We start from the raw sequence: 23,328 nt of genomic DNA, 5'->3' as shown, positions 1-23,328 counted from the left end.
ACGACAGATATAATGTGGGCCTTAGCGATTGCCCTTTTTCAGTTTAGTGAAACCCGCTTGTATTAAACTCATCAGTGTCAATGCTAATGCACCCGCCACTAGGCCAAATAAGGCATTAAGCACGCTTGGGGTAAACCAAGCTAGGATAGGACCGATAAGGCTTAATTCTGCCACTGCGCTTGCCGCTTGCGTTATCCATACAGACACGCTGTGCAGCCCATGAGTTAAGATGCCGCCCCCCACCATAAACATGGCAATGGTACCTATGATGGTCAGAGCCTTCATTAAATAAGGCGCCGCCGCCAATAAAAAGCGGCCTATGCCATGATAGAGCGAAATTTTGCGACCATTACCTTTTTTCTGACTCAGGGATAAGCCTAAGTCATCAATTTTAACTATCCCAGCCACCAAACCATAGACACCGACGGTCATGACTACTGCTATCACTGCTAAAGTCAGAAACTGATTGAGTAGCGGTTGCATGGCCACCACGCCGAGGCTGATGGCAATAATCTCTGCAGATAAGACAAAATCGGTGCGGATAGCCCCTTTTACTTTGTCCTTTTCGAATTGAGCTAAGTTTTTTAGATCGGTATTTAACGCTTGGCTAGCATCTTCAGCTGTCGTTAATGATTGCTTTTTAGCCTGCCTATGCTGATAACCATGATGCAGTTTTTCTACACCTTCATAGCAAAGAAATAAACCACCAAACATCAAAAGTGGTGTCACGGCCCAAGGCAAGAAGGCGCTGATCAATAAAGCGGCGGGGACTAAAATCAGCTTATTAATAAAGGAGCCTTTGGCCACAGCCCAAACAACGGGTAATTCTCGCTCTGATGCCACGCCGGAGACTTGCTGGGCATTTAATGCCAGATCATCCCCCAGCACACCGGCAGTCTTGCGAGCGGCAACCTTACTCATGGCGGCAACATCATCTAAAATCGTCGCAATATCATCTAATAGTGTGAGTAAACTTGCCCCAGCCATAATCTGTCCTTAGTATAGATGTCGTGACTCAATGAGCTAACACATGTGTCACTGAGTTGTTGTTAATGTTGGCAACTGACAAAGTAAAATCGGTTAATGTTTGTTTTGCGGCACACGAGATAAGACACCAGCTATGCTTTAGGGTCGCTTTCGCCGCAGGAACGACGCACCACCAATTCAGTTTGGATCAATTGCGGGCTCACAGCTTGACCACGGATAAGCTTAAGCACACTATCCACGAGAATTTCACCCGCTAGGCGTGTATTTTGCTTTACTGTGGTCAAGGGAGGATTGGCAAAACTTGCCACGGGGATATCGTCGTAGCCAACGATGGCCACATCATCTGGCACTCGCACCCCGCGAAGATGTAATGCCCGCATTGCGCCAATAGCAATCAAGTCACTGGCAGCAAAAATACCATCGAAGCTAAGCCCTTTATCTAATAGCAGATTGGCAGCATCAAAACCTGAAGCCTCAGTATTAATCGCATCAAACTGTTTACGTTTATCCGCTTTTATTCCTTTAGCCTTCATGGCACTAACATGACCTAAGTAGCGATCTCTAAATTCTGGGCTGTGGCTAGAAGCATCCCCGAGAAAAGCAATATCTGAGACGCCTAAAGATAACAAATGCTCAGTGGCACTCACGCCTCCCTGATGATTATCACACCCCACCGACAATACAGATTTGTTATTATGCTCTGCGCCCCAAATGACAAAATGGGTATCCTGCTCCAGCAACTTAAGCAATTTTTGTTCATAATCCATGTAGTCACCATAACCCAGCAGAATAATGCCATCAGCCTTGTTACTGTCTTCATAGTCGGCATGCCAGTCACTGGATAGCTGTTGGAAAGATACCAACAAATCATAGCCTTGCTGCGCCGTGGCTCGAGTAATTGAGCCTAACATAGATAGGAAGAAAGGATTGATGAGAGAGTCATCGTTGGTAGGGTCTTCACAGATCAGCAAGGCTAAGGTATGACTATTTTGAGTGCGTAAGTTACTGGCATTCTTATCAACCTTGTAGTTAAGCTCTTTTGCAATAGCTTGAATACGCTGACGGGTTTCAGGGTTAACTAAAGGACTATTGCGAAGGGCCCGGGATACGGTAGATTGTGACACACCGGCGCGGTAAGCAATGTCGATTGAGGTCGCTTTAGAAGCCATGCTGCTTGGACTCTTATAATTGTTATTGTTTGTAGACAAAAAATAAAAAAGAATTTTATGGATAAAAAGTTAACGTTAATTGCAGTTAGCAAGGCTAGTGTTTTTTCACTAGCCTTTGACTGAGTTACAGACCCAGTTCGCTTAATAAATCATCGGCATCATCAGCGACAATGCCTTTGACCTCTGGATTATTTAGCCTATCAGGCTTCACCGCAAGTGTGGCTTTTTTAGGTGAGGCTGCTGCGGGCTTACTAGCCACTTTCTTAGACGCTTTACGGGCTTTGTTGGCTTTTTTCTTATGTTCTGCCAAGCTGCTACCATGCTGTTCGAGTAAAGAATCTGGATCAAATTCTTCATCCATTTCAAATTCAGCTGATGCAATAAACTCTGTGTTATCCATAGCAAATTCAAGATAAAAAATATGGTTGCTTTGAGTTCTGAATGACACTCTTCGCGCCACAGGGTTATCAAGATTTGCATCAATCGAAATAGTTAACTCTTTATTTATGGTTAACATTTTGGGTTGAGACTGGCTGATAGAGGTCTGTAATTCTTTAGACACTTTACCGATAAAGTCCCCTAGAATTTGGTTCATTAATTCACCCATCACATTACCGACATCATCGGATGTGTGCGTAAATGCCAATTCAGTTTCAGGCATGCCCATGTTAATCATATAACGGCGGTAAATTTCAATCGCGGCTTCAGCTGAAAAGTTAATGATAACTAAACCTGAAAACCCCCCATCAAATATTGAGAAGCAACCTAAGTCAGGCTTGAGGCGAGTACGATTGATGGTTTGCACCATGCCTGCATGAGTCACTTGACTAGCACTGGTACTGGACAATACATGTGAGACCGAATGACACAGTTTCAATAAAATATCATCTGTGGTGACAATTTGTGCAGAATTCATAGTATAAACACCTAGCTATTGATAAATATGAGGTAATCTTGCGACTAAAACGTGAAAAAATCAAAACTTAAATGCCACTAAGCCAATATAAAATCAAGCTTGTCATGGTAAGCATAAGCCTTGAGTGTAACTCACAATGCCATTTATACCAGAACTGAAATTTAAGAATTGAATATATTGTATAACTGCTAAATGCCAGTTACGTTGGGCCACCAGATTAAGGTATTATTCGGTTTGTTGTAATTTAAGAGTCCATTTATCTATGTATCAAAAGTCATTGACCATCACAGCCCCCCATGGGATCCACACTCGTCCAGCAGCATTAATAGTGAAAGAAGCGAAAACCTTTGACTGTGATGTCATTGTCGAATGTAATGGCAAGAAAGCCAGTGCTAAGAGCCTGTTTAAATTACAAACCTTGGGTTTGTACCAAGGCGTTGATGTGACTGTGAGTGCCCAAGGCGTGCAGGCTGAAACAGCGGTCAATCAAATTGCATTCATGCTTTCAAGCTTAGAATAAAACACATGTATTCATTAACTTAAGCGCAGCTGTTAAAGTTAAGTTTATGTCTGTAAAAAGAAAAGGAGCCGCTATGCCAATTACAGGGACCTTAGTATCATCGGGTATCGCCTTCGGTGAAGCACGGCTTATACCGGCTCACAAGCATTCTTTAGATGTTCGACTCATATCCCCTACAGGCATTATCAAAGAACAAATCAAACTCAAGGGGGCGATTAAGCAACTTTGCCAGCACTTGCGCCACTGCCAAGGTAATTTTGCTCCAGAGCAAGACACCTTCGAGTTAATCGATGCCGACATACTCTTACTCGAAGATCCTGAGTTGCATCATGCACTTAATGAGCACATTGATAAATTTCGCTTTAGTGCTCAAGTGGCCGTTGATAGAATATTTACCCAGCAAGCCGATGAATTAGCTCAGCTTGACGATCCTTATTTAGCCAATCGTAGTTTGGATATTCGAAGCCTTGGACAACGCCTTATCAACGCCCTTAATGGTGATCTGGCCCTGGATCTTTCAGCAATCACCCAAGACTGTATCATTTTGGCTCAAGACTTAACCCCCGCTGAATTTGGCCAGCTGCCGCTTCAATTTATCAAGGGATTAGTGTTGCAAACTGGCAGCGTTACAAGCCACACCGCGATTCTTGCAAGGGCTGCGGATATTCCGACACTAGTGAACTGTCAATGGCAAGATGGCCCTCACTCAGGCTCAAACCTTGGCATAAAAAATGGCGATAAATTAATATTAGATGCAATAGCTGGCGAACTATTTAATGATCCCTCGCCAGATCTGCAAACAAAATTGCAGCAAAAGTATCAGGCAGAGCAGCAAAGACGCCAAGCGTTAGCCCAATACAAGTGCCGCCCCAGTGAAACTCGTGACGGTCACCAGGTTTCCATCAGGGCCAATGTGGGGGATTTAAACGACGTGCTCAGGCTAACCGATACCGGTGCCCAAGGTGTTGGCTTGTTTCGCACCGAGTTTTTACTTATTCATGCCAAGCAAGTGCCAACAGAGCAACAACAGTATCAACTCTATTGCGATGCACTGCACAGTTTAGACGGCCAAGTACTGACGATACGCACCTTCGATATAGGTGCCGATAAAGCGCTGCCCTGTCTTAATCAAGCCAAAGAAGATAATCCTGCTTTAGGTTTAAGGGGCATTCGTTACAGTTTGGCTCAACCCAGTTTATTACAGCCGCAATTGCGCGCTGTGCTCAGGGCGGCTAATCATGGTCCTATTAGGCTCATGTTCCCCATGCTGAATCAGCTAGAAGAACTGGAACTGCTGATCGGCCAAATTGAGCTATGTAAAGCGCAATTAATCGAGCAAGAAAAAGGATTTGGTGAACTCAGCCTTGGCATAGTCATAGAAACACCGGCTGCAGTATTAAATTTACCCAGTTTATTGCCCTTATTGGACTTTGTCAGCATAGGCAGTAACGATCTAAGCCAGTATACTCAAGCAGTAGACAGAACTAACTCAGCGTTAACCAAAAACTTTTCCCCCCTGTCACCGCCTGTGCTTAAGCTTATCGCCATGACAGTTGAATGTTGCAAGGCACAAAATAAGCCCATAAGCCTGTGTGGCGAGCTGGCAAGCGACCCTAAATTAACCCCGCTGCTCGTGGGCCTTGGTATTAATGAACTCAGTGTTACGCCGGGACAGATTTTAGAAGTGAAAGCCGCACTGTGTTTAGGTGAGTTTGGCGGTGATAGCGGCTTTTATGCTCATGGTAAAGACGCGCTGTCCAAAAGTAGGATGCTAGACCTAGCTCAGTGTGTTTCTGATTACAATCAATAACACTTTTAAAAAACACAATATTGCATTCCATTAATAACAATAAAGAGGCTGGTATCATGAGTTTTTTTAGCCGAATTCGACGACTTATTTCAGGGCAACCCCAAGTGACAGGCGGCATTCCCGTTTACGCCCCGGTATCGGGGGATATTGTCGCCATAGAAAAAGTACCCGATGTGGTATTCGCCGAAAAAATTGTCGGCGATGGCATAGCCATTATGCCAAAAGGTGAGTTTCTTCTTGCACCGATTGATGGCCGAATAGGAAAAATTTTCGAAACTAATCATGCGTTTAGTATTGAATCACCACTAGGGTTAGAGCTATTTGTTCACTTAGGGGTTGGCACAGTGGAACTTAGAGGTAAAGGCTTTACTCGCCTTGCCGCCGAAGGACAAGAGGTTAAAATGGGTCAGCCTATACTCGGCTTTGATATAGAAAGCATTCGAAGTGAAGTCGATAGCCTGCTCACCCCAGTGGTACTTGCCAATATGGAAGACATCAAATATTTAGATAAAGAGCAAGGCAGTGTGGTCGCCGGTAAAGACATCATCTTTACCGTTCAACTTTAAGTTATTAAAATATAACATTTAATACAGTTCAGCGTTAATGAGGAAAGGTACACTCAATGTCAGTGACACTCTTTGGTATAAAAAATTGCGACACAGTGAGAAAAGCACGTAAATGGTTAGAGGCTGAGAATATCAAGGCGCAGTTTCATGATTTTAGAGACGATGGCTTAAGCCAAGAACAACTGCAACACTGGGTGGAGTCACTTGGCTGGGAAACGGTATTAAATAAGCGCAGCACCAGTTTCCGTGCATTAACGGAACAACAGAAAAATGAATTAAATCAGGCAAGCGCAATGCAACTTATGCTTGAAATGCCCACACTTATCAAGCGCCCTGTGCTCGTCAAAGACGACAAAGTGTTATTGGGATTCAAGTTAACAGACTATCAAGCGTGGTTTGCCAAATGAGCACTGACGTAACCCAACTTGCCATGGCGCTTATCGCCCGCCCGTCTGTAACGCCTTTAGACGAAGGTTGTCAAACCTTGATGGGTAAACACTTATCCGCGGCGGGTTTTACCTTAGAGCCCATGGTGTTTGAGGATACCACTAACCTATGGGCGCGACGCGGCACACAGGCACCGGTTTTTTGTTTTGCTGGCCACACAGACGTTGTGCCTATAGGGGATCTTGCCCGCTGGCACACTCCTCCTTTTGAGCCGACCATCATAGATGGTTATTTACACGGCCGCGGCGCTGCTGACATGAAAGGTTCACTTGCCGCCATGTTGGTGGCAACTGAACGTTTTGTTGCTAAACATCCGCATCATAACGGCTCGATTGCTTATTTAATCACCAGCGATGAAGAAGGCCCTTTCATCAATGGCACCACTCGAGTGATAGACACCTTAGAAGCCCGCAATGAGAAAATTACTTGGGCACTCGTTGGTGAACCATCATCCACCTATAAACTCGGCGATGTCGTAAAAAATGGCCGCCGTGGTAGCTTAACGGGGAATTTAACCGTCAATGGCGTGCAAGGTCACGTGGCCTACCCTCATCTTGCTGACAACCCTATTCATAAGGCTGCCCCAGCACTGACTGAGCTTGCGCAAATGCACTGGGATAATGGCAATGAGTTTTTCCCGCCCACCAGTTTCCAAATCGCCAATATCAATGGCGGCACAGGTGCATCGAATGTGATCCCTGGTAACCTAGAGGTCATGTTTAACTTCCGCTACTCAACCGAAGTCACAGCCGATGAGCTCATCGCGCGAGTGCTTGGGATTTTAGATGCCCACGGCCTAGATTATGACATCAGCTGGGTATTCAATGGTCTGCCATTTTTAACCGGAGATGGCCCGTTACTTGAAGCCACTAAAAGTGCCATTCGTGAAGTCACAGGTTATGATACAGATCCACAAACCACAGGCGGCACCTCAGATGGGCGTTTTATTGCGCCAACCGGAGCCCAAGTTATTGAGTTAGGTCCAGTAAATGCCACCATACATAAGGTCAATGAGTGTGTAAAGATTGCCGATTTAGAGCAATTGGCTCTTTGCTATGAAAAGCTTTTGGAAAAACTCTTGTGCTAAGTAACGACGATGCAGACAAGGTCATAGCAAAGCCAGAGCTTTATGGTTTGAGCGAAACCCAATTAGTGAACTATGAGTCTTTTTTGATGGAACGGCGCACCCTAGAAGCCTTCCTCAATCTTAAGCAAGGGGCATTATTAGCCGGGTTTGAATTGTGCATTTGCTCAGCCTATCGTAACTTTGACAGGCAACTTGCCATTTGGAATGCAAAAGCCAATGGTCAGCGCAGCCTACTTGATGCAAACTCGCAGGACATTAATCCGTTTAGCCTCACCCCAGATGAACTTATCGATGCCATCTTGTTATGGTCTGCCTTGCCTGGGGCCTCACGACATCATTGGGGCACAGACTTGGATGTATTTGATGCTAAAGCCATTACTAAGGCTGAATTACAACTGGTAAGTCACGAATATCAGCTTGGCGGCCCCTGCTATGCTCTGCATCAGTGGCTGATGGAGAATGGCCCCAAATATGGGTTTTATTTCCCCTTTCAAGCCAATTTAAGTGGCGTCAGTCCTGAGCCTTGGCATATCAGTTATTTCCCTGTGGCTGCGACCTATTTAGCTAATTTCGATAGCCACGCCTTGCATCAGCTGATTGAACAAAGTGACATTAATCCCAAAGGCGCGTTACTGGCGCGACTTACCAGCATAGTCGATTCCCATGTGCGTTTTGTCGCCCCGCAGCCAGGGTTAATCCATAAGATTTAAACATAAACCTCGAGAATATAATGACAACACACAGTCACACACTCACCATCGCGGGCCAGCCGCTGCATTACACAGATCAAGGTCAAGGTAACACCTTAGTGTTTATCCATGGTCTGTTAGGCAATAAAGTTCAATGGCAGAGTCAAATCGATGCACTAAAAGCAAATTATCGCTGCATCGCCATCGATTTATGGGGCCATGGTGACAGCCAAACAATGCCAGAAAATACCGCAAATCTTAAAGATATTGCTAGCCAATTGCTGAGCATGTTGACAGCGCTCAACATCAATAGCTGCAGCTTAATATCCTTAGGAACCGGCTGTGCCATCGCCAGTGAAATGGCATTATTAAGCCCGAAAAACATCAATGCCTTAGTGATGATAAATGGTTTTATCGGTTTTGAACCCGAAGTAAACTGCGTGAAGTACCAAGGCATGCTAGATGAAGTTCAACTGAATAACGGTATCTCTACGGCATTAGCCAAGCAAATTGCCACGCTATTTTTCAACACACAAGCTCAAAAAACAGCGGTTAAAACGGATACTGTCACTAATGCAGTAACTAATGAAATAGAAAGCGCCTCAGTTGATAGCCAAATCAGTGATAAGGCAATGGCGGCCCTAGCGCAACAACTCACTGAGATTAATGCAGTGCAATTATCAGCATTAGTTAAATTTGTTCCCATGGCTATCTACAAACGCGATACCTTAGAAGATGTCGAACGTTTCTGCCTCCCAAGCCTTATTCTTGCGTCAAATAACAATAAACTGCGCACGCCTTTGGAAGCCTATCTAATGCAAGATACCTTAGATGGCAGCCAACTAACACAGATCCCAAATGCTGGCCATTGGGTTCATTTAGAGCAAGCTGAGCAACTCAAGCAACTCATTAGTCAATTTCTACAGCAGCACTGATTAACCCGTTGCAAGTAGGCTAAGGTCTTGCAGGCATCAAATTGAATCAGTTGAATAAATGCCAAGGGATTTACCCGTTCAAATGGATAGACCAGATGGTCAAACTATGCTGATATACTCCCAAACCAAAATAGCAGTTAACTCCACTGTTTAAGTTAAGTTAAATATAAGGTTGTTGAGCTTTTATGAGATTACTTAAGCCACTGTTTGATAATAACCGTCTCTGGGCCGAGCGGATCAATAAAGAAGATCCCACTTTTTTCGAGAAACTGGCCAAACAGCAAAACCCTGAATACTTATGGATTGGTTGTTCAGACAGCCGTGTGCCGTCAAACCAGATTATCGATCTTATGCCTGGTGAAGTGTTTGTGCACCGTAACATAGCTAACATGGTCATACATACTGATCTTAATTGCTTATCGGTCATTCAATACGCCGTCGATGTACTCAAAGTTAAACACATTATGGTTGTCGGTCATTATGGTTGTGGTGGTGTGCGTGCCGCCATGGACAACTTAAGACTTGGGCTTATTGATAACTGGCTTGGGCATTTGCGAGACATCTACCGCATGCATGAAGCAGAGCTTAGTCTACTTGATGAAGCTGAACGTTTCAGACGCCTCTGTGAACTGAATGTTATCGAACAGGTGGCTAACGTCACCAGCACCACTATCGTCAGAGAAGCTTGGGATCGCGGACAAGACGTTGCGGTACACGGCTGGATCTACGGTGTTAACAATGGCTTATTAACCGATCTTGACGTTACCACCACTAGAGATTGCATCAGCTAACATCGCCTTAGCAGTAAAAATACGCTAATACAGTAATAAGAAGCGGGGCTGTATTAGCGGTTAATAAGTTGGTTGATAAACAAATGTAGGTGCAGTCATAAATCATCTCTTTTTGGTTTATTCTAAAGAAATGACACAGCAATTTGAACACTACCAGAGGAATCCAAGGTTCAAATCCCTGCTCTACTCTCTTCATCTAGCAGGGCCACACGCAAAAAAGCTTTAACATATGCTAAGTTTGTTGCTTTTGATTTTATCTTTAGGAGGGATAGCTTTCTCTAATAAAAAGGAACCCTTGGGGTCAAATCCCCTTCTTTCGCCAAAAACAAAAAAGCCCGCTATAAATAGCGGGCTTTTTTGTTGAATGTGGCGGAGGGATAGGGATTTGAACCCTAGAAGGGCTATAAACCCTTGCCGGTTTTCAAGACCGGTGCATTCGACCACTCTGCCATCCCTCCGAACGAGCGAGATAATATAATTAGCTGACCTGAGTGTAAAGTCTGAAATGTATTTTTTCTGCCGACTTAAGTTTAATTGCTCAATATCAAGGCATTATGAGTGAATTTTGACTTATTAATACAGAAACGGCCCAATGTGCAGATAAAAAATGGTTATTTTGAACCTTTGGACACTGCCAATGAGGTAGCCAAAACTGAGTGTTCGTCTTATAACATCCACGTGGATCTTCTACTATCAATTCCCTTAGTGTCTGGTATTATCAGCTGTGATTTTAATGAGTTGCCCGTTTTCATAGCAAGGGATAGCCAATGCTTTCAGAACAAGCCTTAGAAATGATCGATATTGTGGCCCGTGTGGGTAGCTTTACCGCTGCGGCCAATAAATTGAACAAGGTGCCTTCGGCGGTGAGTTATGCCGTCAAACAAATTGAAGATGACTTAGGGGTTATCTTGTTCGAACGTCATCATAGAAGTGTCAGCCTCACACCCGCGGGACAACATTTTGTTAATCAAAGCCGCGAGATCATCAATCAACTCACTGCCATTAAGCGTGATACCCAAAAAGTGGCCAATGGCTGGCGGCCATCCATTTCGATTGCCATCGATAATATGGTTCGCGCCGATAGAATAAGCGTGCTTATCGCCGATTTTTACCGTCAGTTTAGCGATATCGAGCTTATCATACGTTTAGAAGTGTATAACGGTGTGTGGGAAACCTTATCTAGTGGCCGCAGTCAATTAGCCATAGGGGCTAGCGCCACCTTACCGGTTGGCGGCAGTTTCAAAATTCGCGATATGGGTACCATTGAATGGGTGTTCTTAGTCAGTAAAAATCATCCTTTGGCTGAAATTGAACATCCGTTAACGGCGGAAGATCTCATGCCTTTCCCCGCCATTTGCTTAGAAGACACCGCCATAGATATACCGCCTCGCGCCAATTGGTTGCTGAAGAATCAACGCCGCTTGGTGGTCCCTGACTGGATAAGAGCGCTGAACTGCTTTCGAGAAGGCCTAGGCATAGGCTATATGCCCGCCCACTTAGCCAGCGTGTTCGTTATGTCTGGGGCCTTATTAGAAAAAACCTTGGCCGAGCCTAAGAAAGATACCCAATGCAGCCTAGCCTGGGATCAATCACAAATGAGTCCGGCCATGGCATGGATCTTAGATTATTTAGGTGACAGCGAACAATTGCACAAGCAATGGTTAACCTAGCACAAGATTTGATCGGCAAAAATACCAGTAAAGGATACTTTTTTGTCTGAGTATGTTACCTTTTACTTCATCAGCTTAGATAACTTTTAACCCCCATTTTATCGGCTAAGGTGAGCGTTAAGATGAACGAGATATTTCAAGGAGACCTTCAATGAGTCAACAATCCACAATTAATGGCAGTTTAACGACGGTTGAAGTCAATAAAATGCTAAAGAATACCTATATGTTACTGTCGATGACATTGGCATTTTCAGCCTTGTGTGCAGGGTTTGCCATGATGCTCGACATCGGCCCTATGATGTCGATTGGCTTATCCATAGGTGGTTTAGTGCTGCTGTTTGTGACGTTACGTAAAGCAGATTCTGCCGCAGGGATATTCTGGGTGTTCGCCTTTACCGGTATTGAAGGGGCGTCACTGGGTTATATTTTGAATCACTACGCTGGTATGGCTAACGGCTCTTCACTTATCATGCAAGCGCTGGGTCTTACCTCGGTTATTTTCGTTGCCTTATCGGCCTATGCCCTTACCACCAAGAAAGACTTCTCCTTTATGAGTGGTTTCTTATTTGCAGGCTTAATCGTGGTAATAGCGGCTGCCGTTATCAATATTTTTGTCGGTAGTAGTGTGATGTTCATGGCACTGAACGCCGGTGTCGCCTTATTGATGACAGGCTTTATCCTGTACGATACCAGCCGTATCGTGAATGGCGGCGAAACCAACTATGTTCGTGCAACCATTTCTTTGTATTTAAATTTCTTAAACCTATTTATCAGCCTACTGCACCTTCTAGGTATGGGCAGCGATGATTGATCCCAAATAGGGAAAATTTAGGTTAAAATGGCCCACTTGGGCCATTTTTTATGGCATTTTTTGAGAGACACAAGGTTATGAGTCAGTTCCTTATCCAAGTCAATGGCGGCGCCTATGGCAGCACAGGCAGTTTTCGCGCCCTAAAATTTTGCCAAAGCGCCCTAGCTCAAGGCCATACCATAGTAGGTGTGTTTTTCTATCAAGATGGCGTTTACAACAGCAATGCATTGCTCACGCCGGCATCGGATGAATTCGATATTCATACCGCCTGGCAAGCTTTGAGTGAAGCGCATCAGATAACACTGACTAATTGCGTCTCAGCCGCTTGGCGCCGTGGGATTTTATCGCCCCAAGATGCGTTAGATAATGCTAAGCCCCAATGGAACGCAGCAACGAGCTTTACCATGGGCGGTCTGGGCGAGCTGGTGGCGGGCATAGAGCAAGCCGAACGTCTGGTGTGTTTTTAGCCTTATGCGGCTTTAGCTTTTGCATCAAGTGCCTTTAGTTTAATCATCACGGATAAGCCATGAAACGCATCACCATCATATTTAGAAAAAGCCCCATAGGCACGAGTAGCGCCCGAGAGGGATTAGATTTTGCCTTGCTAAGCGCAAGCTTTGAGCAAGAAGTGAGCCTAGTCTTCACCATGGAGGCGGTGCTGCACCTTTTGCCATCTCAAAATCCTGAACTTAGCGGTAGCAAAGACTATATTGCCGCGTTAAAAGCCCTGAGCTTGTATGACATAGACACCGTGTTAGTGTGCCAAGCATCGCTCAAGGCCCTAGGTTTACGCAATGAGCAACTGGCCATCCATGCCACTGCTGCCAGCTTTGATGACATAAAAGCCTTAATTAATCATGCCGATGAGATAATGGTCTACTGATGATTTTACATTTAATCCAAACTTCAGCGTCTCAAGATAACGCCCTTTCTACTTGCTTGTGCTTAATCCAGCCAAGTGACAGTATTTTGCTTATGGGTGATGCCGTCAATTGCCTGTTAATGCCAACATGGCAAGCCCAGCTCAAAGGCATGGCCTTATTTGCATTGGAAGATGATGTCACCGCTCGCGGCTTGAGCTCACTTATGCCAACAGAAAACTTACCCCAGTTACAACTGCTCAATTATGATGAGTTTGTGGCTCAAACATTAAGCCACCAAAAGGTGATCACTTGGTAAACTACATTGAATTTGATGGTCAGCAGATTGAAGTCGACCCACAAGGCTATCTTAAAAATGTTAATGACTGGGAGCCCGAGCTTGCGCCAGTCCTTGCCGCCAGTGAGGACATAAACTTAACCCCAGCACATTGGGAAGTCATCCATTTTGTGCGCCATTTTTACCTGGAATATAAAACCAGCCCCGCTATTCGGGTGTTAGTGAAAGCCTTAGGCCAAAGCTTAGGGCCAGATAAAGGCAATTCTAAATACCTTTATACCCTCTTCCCCATAGGGCCTGCGAAACAAGCCACCAAAATTGCTGGCCTTCCCAAGCCCGCTAAATGCTTGTGATCCTAAAGGTGATTGACCTTTCTTAAGGGTAAAGATTATTTGGCAAAAATTAGACATCGATCTTATACCAATCACATTAATTATGTGTTCTATCAGAGCGCCTCAAGCTTTTCAATTCAAGGCGCATTAATGCAGTAAGGGTTATTCCCTTTCAAATTAATGTAACGATGAAGTGGAATGCTTGAGACGTTCCCGAGGGGCGGGTTTCAAAGGGGATTTCTCTGCGTTGAAGACTTTTGGCATAGCACCACTATGCCTTCAAGCCTCCGCCTTAATTAATCCCCTTTGAACTCCCGCTGAATGAGCAGATAATTAATACGATTGGTATTAATAGCTTCAAGTGCTGTTGCCGTTCGAGTGGGAATAAACTCAATTACCTCAAATATGGCGACATCGGCAATATAAAAAGGATCAAGTTTAATGATGTCATCTATCTCCTCCTTCGAAGCACCATGAGCCAGTATAACCCCACCGGTACGAGGCACTTTACGCCCAGAAGCAAGGAAGTGGCCAGAGGCGTAATATTGATCTATGTATGCCATGTGAGCTTGGATATGTTGTTCAACTTCAGCTAATTCTACTTTGTAGCTTAAGGTTATGATGAACATAAAAACTCCTGAAAGAGGTATTGATGAAATAACTGTGGGCGTTAACTTTTCTATTCAAACTCAAACTCAAACTCAAACTCAAACTCAAACTCAAACTCAAATTAGCCTACCTCTGCTATCCCCTTGAAGTAAAGCTCTGTTTCTCATAAATTTAGTTAATGGTTATACTGGCTTATGCATAGATGAATACAGCTTTCCTTATGCCATAATAAAACCAGCCTTTGTGACATGCTGGTGTAAGAAAACTCAATCCAATCCTATTGGGCCAATGAACCACTCATGCCGGATACGCCGCCAAACACTGGCGCGGTATAGTCATTTTTTTGCACCGTAAAGGGAAGTTTTGGCACGCCTACTGACAGGTGAATTCGCCCACTAAATGCCGCGGCCCAAGTACCTAAGGTTGGTATATTGCTAGTGTTAATCGCGCCTAAATTCAGTATTAAATTGCAGCCAACACCTACAGGAATGCCCCAGTCGGCCCATGGCAGTGGATAGTTTTCTGCAATGCTCTGCTGTGCTTTTGTTGGCAATTCATTCATAACGGGGAAAGTTTTTGCTGCTTGCTTGTTGTCCTAAATCGACATTATCTGCGGCATAAAATTGCTATCAAATAATAAAAGGTGTCTTGGGTACCTGAAACCTGCCCTACGACATAAATATAGACCGATGTTGTCGCTGCCAAATCCGTTTGATAAATCGATAATCAATTGCGCTTCAGGGACGCCTGAATTGCTGGGTTTCATATTGTTGGAACTTATAGTGCTGGAACTCATAGTTAACTCCATGTTGAACGTAGTAAATACATTGAAATATCATGAGCCTGTCCTAGCACTGCACTAAATTAGCATCCATTTCTAAATGTCTCTTGCCGAGTGCGTCTGAGGGCTATGGCTAGTTTTGCTTGTCTTTCACTTCATATATAACCTCAGCTCGGGATAATAAATGTATACCAAACAGCCCTTTTCACCGCTAACTGTGTTGAATTCACTTGCAATAGACTAGCTATTGACGCGTAAATTCGCCTTGTTATCGGCGCAAAGTTCAAGTTTGAACCTAAGCACTTAAAGTTTAACGGTTTTAATAACGTTTATTCATCTCTTAACCCGAGTTGAGGTTATATACGTAAATGTATTGTGCTGACCTCTCTTTGTTGCGCCTTGCTAGGCTTGCGCCGGCTGACGAGACTGCTGTTTTCTAAGGCTGACTTTGATTTCTTTTCCCGAGGTATCTTTTGTCATCAATACAATGGGGGTTGCTTCAACGGGCTTACTCATCAGATCTTTTTGCACCACCACTTGATTGTTATAAAATTCTTGTGGAACTTCCTCGTCAGTCACCTCGAACACTGGATAGTCTTCATTGCTCAATGGCCAGTCGATGACATCATTACCCGAATCGTAGGATTGCCAGTCCTTTGAAAAAACTGCTGGGCGATTGATGGTAAACACCTCTTCCAATGCTTCGAAACTGTGAGCCACACCTGGTGGAATGATTAAGTAATGTAAGGGGCTGGGGCTAAACTCCAACCGCTCTTTGGCGTGTAACGTGGCCGAGCCTTTTCTACAATCAACCAGATTAAGGATTATTTTCTTATTCACGTCACCGACAAAGGTTAACCTGTCTTGTTGATGCAAATGAATGCCATAGGCATCATGGGTATAGTTATCGCCGCCATGATCTACGATATAAAACGCGTGGGGGTCTAACATAGGAACTATCCCTGAGGCTGTGCCCGTTTGTAGTGCTAAATGGGCTTGCCATTGCAAACCTTGAATAGCCGATTGTGGCATTTTCTCTGTTTGCTGTGATTTTGATGGTTCTCTGAACGAAATCAGTGCACTGCTGCCGTCATCAAAATCGACATTTTCCGTCTCTGCATGCATAAAGTGATTATTTTGTAATGCATTTCGTTGCTGAGCCGAAATAATTTGGTAAAACAGATCTGAGGCGGGACATGAATTGGGAATAAGCTCAGGTATGTCATCATCATTAATATCCGTTGGGATATTAATGATATCGCCATCCATATCCCAGCGAGTCTTGTCTTCTAGCCAATCTTCTGGCTTTGGCAGATACAAGTTGTAATGATTGATGGTATTGATGTTTTCTAACCCTTCAAAGGTATGAGCTATGCCGGGAGGTATGCACAGCATTCTCTTTGAGCTGGGTTCAATTTCTAATATGAAGCGTGATTTAAAGGTGCGAGAGTTCACTCTGCAATCGATGAACATGGCGGTGACTGTATTACTCTTATTACCTAAAAAGACTAACCTATCCTCTTGGCCTAAATGTATTCCATAATGGCCATAATCGAATTTTCCAGAGCCATGATACACAAGATTTACTGGGTGAGTGGTGGCAAAAGGAATAACAAAAGAGTCTCCACCATTGTAGGCGAACCAGTTAGACAACAGGCATAGGCCTTCAATTTCTGCAAAGTAGATATCATTATCCATTTTATCTCTCCTTATAAACGGGTCCCCAAGAGGTCTCGAGGACCCAACTTTGCTTAGAACACAGCATGCTTAGATCACAGCACTTTTACATCATATCCAGCTGCCGTAGCAGCACAGATGAGCTCCTCAATATTGGCTTTGGGGAAGGACTTAGCGATGGAACTAATCGCCATTTGCTTAATTCCAGCCAGCGCCGCTCTCAAATTTTTGACCTCTTCGAGGGTGGTCGCATTTTCAGTCACAAAGTTCACCAACAAACTCTGCAGGGCTTGATCGCCAAACATGGTATTGCTGCCTGCCTTAACGGCTAATCTAGAGACGACGCGATCATATTCTGCAGATGGCATAACCTGCTCTTGTTCATACAAACTGGCAAAAAAATCCTTGCCACAAACATTAGATTTAGACATAAATTTCTCCTTTTTATGTATAAATGACGCCACATAGAACGACTTAGGTCTATGTACTTCGGCAATATTACTCAGCAGCCAATTCATTTAACTACTCAGTAAACACTTGATTAAATGTATGTTTCTGTATTTTTTATTGTGGGCATTCGTCTTTTTTAACCGACGAAAGCCGCACAGAGAATTATCTGTAGTGAAATTAGATGCTTAGAGTCTATTTACTGATTGATAAGCAATGGATGGCGGTTAAATTAATCTGCCAAGGGTTTGTTGAGGAAGGGACTCAGTCAGTTCCATCTGATGTGTTGCAGGGTTAATAACACAGCCACCGTGTATAACCATAGTTGTAGATTATGATTTTCGCTTTTGTCGATATAGGCGAACAATGAACAAAAATACTCAGTGAAAATGCGCATTTCACTGCATTTATCAGCGTAAAATTTCGAAGGATTAACTCACACATGTTGGTGAGTTGTTAAGATTTAATGAGTTGCGGCACAAGCTTAAGTGTCATTCGATGATGTTGAAATGAGATTAATATATTCGCAATCGTCAGTTTGAGTCACAATTTAATTGTTAATATACCACTTATGACTTACACCATAAGTGGGGTTAACCTTTCACTTGATTGTAAATTTGTGTTGTGTCAAAAACTCGCACTCGTGCTACCCACACCGCTACTTGGCGTGGTATAGGTATTATTGCCGCCACCTTGCCAAACCACCTCTGTTGCGGATTTTTTAATGCATTTCCACTCTATAGCCTTACTCATGGGTAGATTGATTGTCCCGCTCCAGCTGGGATAGCCTGTGGGTGATAATTTTATTGCTGCTGCCGTATTCCAATTGCCTAAATTGGCTTGATTACCCACTACATACACATCTTGGCCTGCATAGGTCACCCCATTATTGCAATTAAAGGTCACAGCTACTGTGCTTGTTGATGTTGCTTGCTCTACCCACACGGAATAAGAGCCGCCATTAACCGGAAATTGCCCCCATCCATCGGCATTAGTCGTCACGGTTTCACTGCGATGGCCTGTAATATCCATAAAACGGGTTGACGTTCGATTTACATTCATCCATTTAGTGCCGCTTGCGCCATCACTCATTATCACCGCCATGGCCTTGGGGTGGCTAGTATCGCCAAGACGCGTCCAACCTATGATGTCCCAATGATCCAGATAATCAATTTGCGGCCCATAGGCATAATCTTTACGGGCTTTTAGCAGTTGATCGATTTTCGTTTTATGGGACACCATAGTTATCACACTATTATTGCAACTATTGTCTGAGCTGGTGTAATTGGCGCCATAGTAGTCGGCATAAAACACATTGGGGTAGCCTTGGCTTCGAAGCAGAATAAAGGCATAGGCCAAAGGTTTGAACCAATCATTGACTGGAGAAGCCAGCGCCTGACAGGCTTGAGTATCATGGTTTTCCACTAAGGTTACCGCTAAATTGGGCTGCTCTTTCATCAAGCTGTTATCCCAAATACGGCGCATATCGTAATTGCCATTGGCGGTTGAGGCTTGATGAAAGTTTAAATGCAATGGCGCATCAAACAAGGACATACGCCCCGAGGTCTTGTTTATGTAATTATGCAGTTTTGCTGTGTCATAGCTCCAAAATTCGCCCACAGTAAACAGGGTTTTACCACTATTGGCGCGCATATAATCGAGCCAATCATTAAAAAATTCATAGCGAATATGCTTTATGGCATCCAGCCTAAAGCCATCCACTTGAGTTTGCGATAGATACCAATCGCCCCAATCTTTTAATTCTTGCACCACTTCTGGGTGATTAAAGTCGAGATCGGCGTACATCAGATAGTCATAATTAACATTCTCTGTATCGACTTCCCAGTCCCAGCCCTTGCCCGTACCGCGAAACTTAAAAATGTTACTCTCAGTCAGGTTCTGTGCCCAATCAACCCCATCAAAATGATACCAACGCCACTTAAATGCAGAATGCTGATTTTGCCTAGCGGTAAAATCGAATCGTGTCCAGGCATCGATTTGCACATCGGCGCCAAATTCCCTATCACGGTTATCCCGCGCCACCCTCACCGCCGTGACAGATTCGGTGGCATCCGCGCCGCCTCTGTGATTAAACACCAGATCGCCATACACTTGCAGCCCCTGTGTGTGGGCTGTATTAATGGCACTGACGTACTGAGATTTAGTGCCGTATTTTGTCCGTACAGCGCCTTTTTGATTAAATTCGCCTAAGTCGTACATATCGTATACACCGTAGCCCACATCTAAGGCGCCGGATGCGCCCTTGTAGGCTGGCGGCAGCCATAATGCGGTGAATCCCGCCGCGGCTAGTGCGCTGGATTCTTGTTGAACTTGAGTCCAAAGCTTGCCATCGGCTGGGGTGTACCAGTGAAAATACTGCATCATGACGCCGTTTTCGGCGCTGCTCGCACTGCTGCTAAGCCCTAAGGCAGACAAACCCGCCACGAGGGCGAAGGTTAGCCTAAAGCTTGTGCGTTTCTTGATTATTATTTTTGTATTTGAAGCCGCCATCAGGGATCCTTGCAAGTGTTGCTGTAATGTTAAAAGTTGATAATTAAATTAGCACAGGCTGAGGAATGACGAAGCTTAAGCACAATTTTTGAGGTATGAATACGTATGCATATCATGCTGAGCTCAAACTCAAGGCGTATTAATGCGGCAAGGATCATCTCGTGTTAACACTGTCAATCACAGGAAGGTAATGCTTATGTGGAAGGTTAGCAGCAACGCATTGGCGACTGTAAAACCTCAGTCGCCAGCGAATAGGCTTACTCGGCAGCTCGCCCCAACTGAGCAATAGCCTTAATCCATTTATCTCTTGCGGCCTCGCTTGAGTTAATGATTGGCCCAAGCATGTTGCTTTTAACCGATTTAAATCCACAAAACGCCAAGGTGGCTGTTTTTAATTGCTTGAGCGCTGGCGCGCCCTGCACTAGCCAATAATACCAAGGCGGGGTGTCCATGGTCATGATAAGTCTTGAGGTTTTCCCCTTGAGTAACTTTATCGGGATTGATTTACCCGCTTGATACTTAAAGGCAAAATTAGGTAACAATGTTCTATCGAAGAGCCCCTTCAGCTTGGCCGGAATTGCGCCCCACCAAATGGGGGTGATGATAACCAGATGTTCTGACCACACTAATGCCTGTTGGAACGCCAGCAGGCAAGGCTCTAACGCTTGTTTATCATGGTAACCAACGGCTAAATCTGGGTTGAACTGCATGTCGCAGAGTCGAAATAAACGCACTTCACAGTGTTTTTCAGCCGCGTTTACATACACCTTCGCAAGATGATTTGAAAAACTCTTATCCTTTGGGTTACCAACTAACACCAGCACACGTTTTGACATTATTGATCCTTGATTAAATGACACTAAGTCGAGTCTAGTGTCTCCCCTTAAGGGCAGAGTCAAGGGCCATATTCATTAACGACAGTTGGCAAGTGTTAATCAGTCACTCAGGCTGTGCTCAGTGTCTATTTGACGGCTACATTCATCAATATTGGCTATATTTGCCGTTAAATCAGCAATTTTTGCCTGCAACTGCACTCTAAGCTCCGCCAAAAACAGTTTTATTCTCAACCAATCAAGCTTACCGTCTTGGTAGACTATGACCCCCTTTAACTGAGATAAGCTAACCCCTAATTGCTTCGCTTGTTTAATCAGTATAAGCAGATCAACATCGGCGGCTTGGTAAACCCGATAACGCCCTAGCCGCTGGGGGGGATTGATCAAGCCTTTGGCCTCATAGAAGCGGATGGCCTTAATGGACAGAGACGTTTTTTTTGATACTTCACCTATGTACATAGGACTAATCTTCTATTAATGAATGCAAAGTGGATGAAAACAAAGTAAGCCATTAGCTTAGCTTATCTTGATGATCCGCTCCCTCAGGGCATGGACTTCATCTCGAAGCGCTGCGGCTTGTTCAAACTCCAGATCTCTTGCGTGTTGTAGCATCTGCTTTTCAAGCTTTTCAATGGCACGGCTCAGCTCAGAAATGCTGTTAAGATCGTCATATTGACCTGGTTTGCTGGCTACTTTGCCTGGCATAGGCGCGGTTTTCCGATAGCCTGTAGTGGAGTTTTCATCACCCACATCCATGACATCGGTAATGGATTTCACCACCCCCTTGGGAGTAATGCCATTGGCAAGATTATGCTGGTGCTGCTTTTCACGGCGTCGGTCAGTTTCTTCGATGGCCTTGGCCATAGACTTGGTCACCCTGTCGGCATAGAGAATAACCTTGCCGTTAATGTTGCGGGCAGCGCGGCCTATGGTCTGAATGAGTGAACGTTCTGAGCGCAAAAAGCCTTCTTTATCCGCATCTAAAATACACACCAGTGACACTTCCGGCATGTCTAATCCTTCACGCAACAAGTTGATACCCACTAGCACATCAAATTTGCCTAAGCGTAAATCGCGAATGATTTCCACTCGCTCCACTGTGTCTATGTCTGAGTGTAAGTAGCGTACCTTGACCCCGTGCTCATCGAGATAATCGGTAAGATCTTCAGACATTTTTTTGGTGAGTGTGGTGACCAAAACACGCTCATTAACTGCCACTCGTTTAGCAATTTCTGATAATAAATCATCCACTTGTATCGCTACAGGTCTTATCTCCAACACAGGATCTAACAGTCCTGTGGGGCGCACCACTTGCTCGGCAATCTCCCCTGCACTCTTATCGAACTCATATTGGCTTGGGGTCGCCGACACAAACACGGTTTGCGGCATCAGCTGTTCAAATTCTTCAAATTTAAGCGGCCGATTATCCAATGCACTGGGTAAGCGAAAGCCATATTCCACTAAGGTGGTTTTACGGCTGCGATCGCCCTTATACATGGCGCCAATTTGCGGCACTGTGACATGGGACTCGTCAATAATCAGCAAGCCGTCACTGGGTAAATAATCCAGCAAAGTCGGCGGTGCACTGCCAGGAGTCCGACCCGAGAGATAGCGGGAGTAGTTTTCAATGCCTGAGCAATAACCTAGCTCCACCATCATTTCCACATCGTATTGCACCCGCTCAGTGATCCTTTGGGCTTCAATTAATTTATTGTTATCTAGCAAATGCTGACGCCGCTCCCGCAGCTCTTCCTTGATGAACTCGGTGGCAGCAATTATTTTTTCCCTTGGGGTCACGTAATGAGTCTTAGGGTAAACCGTGGTGCGGGCTAGACGTTTTTTAATCTGACCCGTTAAGGGATCAAATTCGCTTAGCCGCTCAATTTCATCATCGAAGAGCTCTACCCTGATGGCATCACGCTCGGAATCTGCAGGAAAAATATCTATCACTTCACCGCGCACACGATAGGTGCCGCGGGATAACTCAATGTCATTGCGCTTATATTGCAACTCACTCAAACGGTGCAAGATATCACGCTGCCCCATGGGATCCCCTTGGCGCAGATGCAGCAGCATTTTCAAGTAAGAGTCTGGGTCTCCCAAACCGTAAATAGCAGAAACAGACGCAATTAACACCACATCTTTGCGTTCTAGCAGGGCTTTTGTGGCAGACAAACGCATTTGTTCAATGTGAGCGTTAACCGAGGCATCTTTCTCGATAAAGGTATTGGAGGCTGGCACGTAAGCTTCGGGCTGATAGTAGTCATAATAAGACACGAAATATTCGACGGCGTTATTGGGGAAAAATTCCTTCATCTCGCCATAAAGCTGGGCCGCTAATGTCTTGTTCGGGGCCATGATGATGGTGGGCCGCCCCATGGTTTTAATGACATTGGCTATGGTGTAAGTCTTACCCGAACCTGTCACCCCAAGCAAGGTTTGGCAGGCAAGTCCCGCCTCTAAGCCTTCGACTAATTTACGAATAGCGGTAGGCTGATCCCCAGCGGGTGGGAATGGGAAATGAAGATCGAATTTGGCGCTAGACACAGTAAAAATTCCTTACACAAGCAAAAGAAATAATC

At 44.6% G+C, this 23,328-nt stretch carries 25 protein-coding genes and 1 tRNA gene; 14 read left to right on the top strand and 12 right to left on the bottom strand.

Annotated elements, in window-relative coordinates:
- Nucleotides 1–21: 21 nt before the first annotated feature.
- From SDEN_RS09495 to SDEN_RS09485, 3 genes are all read right to left on the bottom strand, one after another.
- Nucleotides 22–987 carry a DUF808 domain-containing protein gene (locus tag SDEN_RS09495; protein ID WP_011496262.1) on the bottom strand — a complete coding sequence of 322 codons (966 nt, stop codon included), beginning with the start codon at nucleotides 985–987 and terminating at the stop codon, nucleotides 22–24.
- A 131-nt stretch (nucleotides 988–1,118) separates the two neighbouring features.
- The gene (locus SDEN_RS09490; RefSeq protein ID WP_011496261.1) at nucleotides 1,119–2,156 is read right to left on the bottom strand and encodes a LacI family DNA-binding transcriptional regulator; all 1,038 of its coding nucleotides are present in this window, start codon (nucleotides 2,154–2,156) and stop codon (nucleotides 1,119–1,121) included.
- Between the two features lie 124 nt (nucleotides 2,157–2,280).
- A complete protein-coding gene (locus tag SDEN_RS09485; RefSeq protein ID WP_011496260.1) occupies nucleotides 2,281–3,072 on the bottom strand; it encodes a DUF3334 family protein in 792 nt (263 codons plus the stop codon).
- Between the two features lie 262 nt (nucleotides 3,073–3,334).
- On the opposite strand from SDEN_RS09485, the gene SDEN_RS09480 reads away from it, so the two are divergent.
- The 8 genes from SDEN_RS09480 to can all read left to right on the top strand — a co-directional run bounded on the left by SDEN_RS09480 (nucleotide 3,335) and on the right by can (nucleotide 9,917).
- Nucleotides 3,335–3,592 (top strand): HPr family phosphocarrier protein, encoded by a 258-nt coding sequence (locus SDEN_RS09480; protein WP_011496259.1) that lies wholly within the window; start codon nucleotides 3,335–3,337, stop codon nucleotides 3,590–3,592.
- Between the two features lie 73 nt (nucleotides 3,593–3,665).
- Nucleotides 3,666–5,402: a phosphoenolpyruvate--protein phosphotransferase gene (gene ptsP, locus SDEN_RS09475; protein ID WP_011496258.1), complete on the top strand. Its 1,737-nt coding sequence runs from the start codon at nucleotides 3,666–3,668 to the stop codon at nucleotides 5,400–5,402.
- Between the two features lie 56 nt (nucleotides 5,403–5,458).
- The gene (crr, locus tag SDEN_RS09470; RefSeq protein ID WP_011496257.1) at nucleotides 5,459–5,968 is read left to right on the top strand and encodes a PTS glucose transporter subunit IIA; all 510 of its coding nucleotides are present in this window, start codon (nucleotides 5,459–5,461) and stop codon (nucleotides 5,966–5,968) included.
- Between the two features lie 56 nt (nucleotides 5,969–6,024).
- The gene (locus SDEN_RS09465) at nucleotides 6,025–6,375 is read left to right on the top strand and encodes an ArsC family reductase (RefSeq protein ID WP_011496256.1); all 351 of its coding nucleotides are present in this window, start codon (nucleotides 6,025–6,027) and stop codon (nucleotides 6,373–6,375) included.
- Nucleotides 6,372–7,502: a succinyl-diaminopimelate desuccinylase gene (gene dapE / locus SDEN_RS09460; RefSeq protein ID WP_011496255.1), complete on the top strand. Its 1,131-nt coding sequence runs from the start codon at nucleotides 6,372–6,374 to the stop codon at nucleotides 7,500–7,502. The genes SDEN_RS09465 and dapE overlap by 4 nt, the downstream gene beginning before the upstream one ends.
- On the top strand, nucleotides 7,496–8,212 hold the full coding sequence (locus SDEN_RS09455) for a M15 family metallopeptidase (protein ID WP_011496254.1): 717 nt from the start codon (nucleotides 7,496–7,498) through the stop codon (nucleotides 8,210–8,212). The genes dapE and SDEN_RS09455 overlap by 7 nt, the downstream gene beginning before the upstream one ends.
- A gap of 20 nt (nucleotides 8,213–8,232) precedes the next feature.
- On the top strand, nucleotides 8,233–9,126 hold the full coding sequence (locus tag SDEN_RS09450) for an alpha/beta fold hydrolase (RefSeq protein ID WP_011496253.1): 894 nt from the start codon (nucleotides 8,233–8,235) through the stop codon (nucleotides 9,124–9,126).
- A gap of 185 nt (nucleotides 9,127–9,311) precedes the next feature.
- A complete protein-coding gene (gene can, locus SDEN_RS09445) occupies nucleotides 9,312–9,917 on the top strand; it encodes a carbonate dehydratase (RefSeq protein ID WP_011496252.1) in 606 nt (201 codons plus the stop codon).
- 367 nt (nucleotides 9,918–10,284) lie between these two features.
- On the opposite strand, the gene SDEN_RS09440 is transcribed toward can, so the two are convergent.
- Nucleotides 10,285–10,375, bottom strand: a tRNA-Ser gene (locus SDEN_RS09440).
- 309 nt (nucleotides 10,376–10,684) lie between these two features.
- Between SDEN_RS09440 and punR the strand changes: the two genes are divergently transcribed.
- The 6 genes from punR to SDEN_RS09410 all read left to right on the top strand — a co-directional run bounded on the left by punR (nucleotide 10,685) and on the right by SDEN_RS09410 (nucleotide 13,909).
- Nucleotides 10,685–11,587 (top strand): DNA-binding transcriptional activator PunR, encoded by a 903-nt coding sequence (punR, locus tag SDEN_RS09435; protein WP_011496251.1) that lies wholly within the window; start codon nucleotides 10,685–10,687, stop codon nucleotides 11,585–11,587.
- A 151-nt stretch (nucleotides 11,588–11,738) separates the two neighbouring features.
- Nucleotides 11,739–12,398 (top strand): Bax inhibitor-1/YccA family protein, encoded by a 660-nt coding sequence (locus SDEN_RS09430; protein ID WP_011496250.1) that lies wholly within the window; start codon nucleotides 11,739–11,741, stop codon nucleotides 12,396–12,398.
- 77 nt (nucleotides 12,399–12,475) lie between these two features.
- Nucleotides 12,476–12,865, top strand: coding sequence for a sulfurtransferase complex subunit TusD (tusD, locus tag SDEN_RS09425; RefSeq protein WP_041405745.1), 390 nt, complete (start codon nucleotides 12,476–12,478; stop codon nucleotides 12,863–12,865).
- Nucleotides 12,866–12,924: 59 nt separating this feature from the next.
- Nucleotides 12,925–13,281 carry a sulfurtransferase complex subunit TusC gene (gene tusC / locus SDEN_RS09420; RefSeq protein ID WP_011496248.1) on the top strand — a complete coding sequence of 119 codons (357 nt, stop codon included), beginning with the start codon at nucleotides 12,925–12,927 and terminating at the stop codon, nucleotides 13,279–13,281.
- Nucleotides 13,281–13,577 (top strand): sulfurtransferase complex subunit TusB, encoded by a 297-nt coding sequence (gene tusB, locus SDEN_RS09415; RefSeq protein WP_011496247.1) that lies wholly within the window; start codon nucleotides 13,281–13,283, stop codon nucleotides 13,575–13,577. The genes tusC and tusB overlap by 1 nt, the downstream gene beginning before the upstream one ends.
- Entirely contained in the window at nucleotides 13,571–13,909 is a 339-nt protein-coding gene (locus tag SDEN_RS09410; RefSeq protein ID WP_011496246.1) for a TusE/DsrC/DsvC family sulfur relay protein, read from the top strand. The genes tusB and SDEN_RS09410 overlap by 7 nt, the downstream gene beginning before the upstream one ends.
- A 275-nt stretch (nucleotides 13,910–14,184) precedes the next feature.
- Here the strand turns inward: SDEN_RS09410 and SDEN_RS09405 are convergent, their stop codons facing one another.
- From SDEN_RS09405 to uvrB, 8 genes are all read right to left on the bottom strand, one after another.
- Complete coding sequence (locus SDEN_RS09405; protein WP_011496245.1) at nucleotides 14,185–14,517, bottom strand: YciI family protein; 333 nt, start codon at nucleotides 14,515–14,517, stop codon at nucleotides 14,185–14,187.
- 257 nt (nucleotides 14,518–14,774) lie between these two features.
- Complete coding sequence (locus SDEN_RS09400; RefSeq protein ID WP_011496244.1) at nucleotides 14,775–15,059, bottom strand: hypothetical protein; 285 nt, start codon at nucleotides 15,057–15,059, stop codon at nucleotides 14,775–14,777.
- A 621-nt stretch (nucleotides 15,060–15,680) separates the two neighbouring features.
- Nucleotides 15,681–16,976: a dTDP-4-dehydrorhamnose 3,5-epimerase family protein gene (locus SDEN_RS09395; RefSeq protein ID WP_011496243.1), complete on the bottom strand. Its 1,296-nt coding sequence runs from the start codon at nucleotides 16,974–16,976 to the stop codon at nucleotides 15,681–15,683.
- Between the two features lie 74 nt (nucleotides 16,977–17,050).
- On the bottom strand, nucleotides 17,051–17,386 hold the full coding sequence (locus SDEN_RS09390) for a hypothetical protein (protein WP_011496242.1): 336 nt from the start codon (nucleotides 17,384–17,386) through the stop codon (nucleotides 17,051–17,053).
- Between the two features lie 643 nt (nucleotides 17,387–18,029).
- Nucleotides 18,030–19,913: an alpha-amylase gene (locus SDEN_RS09385; protein ID WP_011496241.1), complete on the bottom strand. Its 1,884-nt coding sequence runs from the start codon at nucleotides 19,911–19,913 to the stop codon at nucleotides 18,030–18,032.
- 257 nt (nucleotides 19,914–20,170) lie between these two features.
- The gene (locus SDEN_RS09380) at nucleotides 20,171–20,749 is read right to left on the bottom strand and encodes an NAD(P)H-dependent oxidoreductase (RefSeq protein ID WP_011496240.1); all 579 of its coding nucleotides are present in this window, start codon (nucleotides 20,747–20,749) and stop codon (nucleotides 20,171–20,173) included.
- Nucleotides 20,750–20,848: 99 nt separating this feature from the next.
- Entirely contained in the window at nucleotides 20,849–21,205 is a 357-nt protein-coding gene (locus SDEN_RS09375) for a MerR family transcriptional regulator (RefSeq protein WP_011496239.1), read from the bottom strand.
- Between the two features lie 57 nt (nucleotides 21,206–21,262).
- Nucleotides 21,263–23,293: an excinuclease ABC subunit UvrB gene (gene uvrB, locus SDEN_RS09370; RefSeq protein WP_011496238.1), complete on the bottom strand. Its 2,031-nt coding sequence runs from the start codon at nucleotides 23,291–23,293 to the stop codon at nucleotides 21,263–21,265.
- Between the last annotated feature and the right edge of the window lie 35 nt (nucleotides 23,294–23,328).

Origin of the sequence: Shewanella denitrificans OS217 (assembly GCF_000013765.1) — a bacterium.
In the GTDB taxonomy this organism is placed as follows: Bacteria; Pseudomonadota; Gammaproteobacteria; order Enterobacterales; family Shewanellaceae; genus Shewanella; species Shewanella denitrificans.
The sequence above is the reverse complement of the archived record's forward strand: the minus strand, read 5'-3'. Positions and strand labels throughout refer to the sequence as shown.

Bases quoted from the DNA above. Each gene is read 5' to 3' on its own strand.
- SDEN_RS09490 (WP_011496261.1), bottom strand. From the start codon at position 2,156: ATGGCTTCTAAAGCGACCTCAATCGACATTGCTTACCGCGCCGGTGTG.
- SDEN_RS09390 (WP_011496242.1), bottom strand. From the start codon at position 17,386: ATGTCTAAATCTAATGTTTGTGGCAAGGATTTTTTTGCCAGTTTGTAT.
- SDEN_RS09375 (WP_011496239.1), bottom strand. From the start codon at position 21,205: ATGTACATAGGTGAAGTATCAAAAAAAACGTCTCTGTCCATTAAGGCC.
- SDEN_RS09380 (WP_011496240.1), bottom strand. From the start codon at position 20,749: ATGTCAAAACGTGTGCTGGTGTTAGTTGGTAACCCAAAGGATAAGAGT.
- tusC (WP_011496248.1), top strand. From the start codon at position 12,925: ATGAAACGCATCACCATCATATTTAGAAAAAGCCCCATAGGCACGAGT.
- SDEN_RS09405 (WP_011496245.1), bottom strand. From the start codon at position 14,517: ATGTTCATCATAACCTTAAGCTACAAAGTAGAATTAGCTGAAGTTGAA.
- dapE (WP_011496255.1), top strand. From the start codon at position 6,372: ATGAGCACTGACGTAACCCAACTTGCCATGGCGCTTATCGCCCGCCCG.
- can (WP_011496252.1), top strand. From the start codon at position 9,312: ATGAGATTACTTAAGCCACTGTTTGATAATAACCGTCTCTGGGCCGAG.
- SDEN_RS09400 (WP_011496244.1), bottom strand. From the start codon at position 15,059: ATGAATGAATTGCCAACAAAAGCACAGCAGAGCATTGCAGAAAACTAT.
- SDEN_RS09495 (WP_011496262.1), bottom strand. From the start codon at position 987: ATGGCTGGGGCAAGTTTACTCACACTATTAGATGATATTGCGACGATT.
- tusB (WP_011496247.1), top strand. From the start codon at position 13,281: ATGATTTTACATTTAATCCAAACTTCAGCGTCTCAAGATAACGCCCTT.
- SDEN_RS09465 (WP_011496256.1), top strand. From the start codon at position 6,025: ATGTCAGTGACACTCTTTGGTATAAAAAATTGCGACACAGTGAGAAAA.
- crr (WP_011496257.1), top strand. From the start codon at position 5,459: ATGAGTTTTTTTAGCCGAATTCGACGACTTATTTCAGGGCAACCCCAA.
- tusD (WP_041405745.1), top strand. From the start codon at position 12,476: ATGAGTCAGTTCCTTATCCAAGTCAATGGCGGCGCCTATGGCAGCACA.
- SDEN_RS09450 (WP_011496253.1), top strand. From the start codon at position 8,233: ATGACAACACACAGTCACACACTCACCATCGCGGGCCAGCCGCTGCAT.
- SDEN_RS09385 (WP_011496241.1), bottom strand. From the start codon at position 19,913: ATGGCGGCTTCAAATACAAAAATAATAATCAAGAAACGCACAAGCTTT.
- SDEN_RS09395 (WP_011496243.1), bottom strand. From the start codon at position 16,976: ATGGATAATGATATCTACTTTGCAGAAATTGAAGGCCTATGCCTGTTG.
- SDEN_RS09430 (WP_011496250.1), top strand. From the start codon at position 11,739: ATGAGTCAACAATCCACAATTAATGGCAGTTTAACGACGGTTGAAGTC.
- punR (WP_011496251.1), top strand. From the start codon at position 10,685: ATGCTTTCAGAACAAGCCTTAGAAATGATCGATATTGTGGCCCGTGTG.
- ptsP (WP_011496258.1), top strand. From the start codon at position 3,666: ATGCCAATTACAGGGACCTTAGTATCATCGGGTATCGCCTTCGGTGAA.
- SDEN_RS09485 (WP_011496260.1), bottom strand. From the start codon at position 3,072: ATGAATTCTGCACAAATTGTCACCACAGATGATATTTTATTGAAACTG.
- SDEN_RS09480 (WP_011496259.1), top strand. From the start codon at position 3,335: ATGTATCAAAAGTCATTGACCATCACAGCCCCCCATGGGATCCACACT.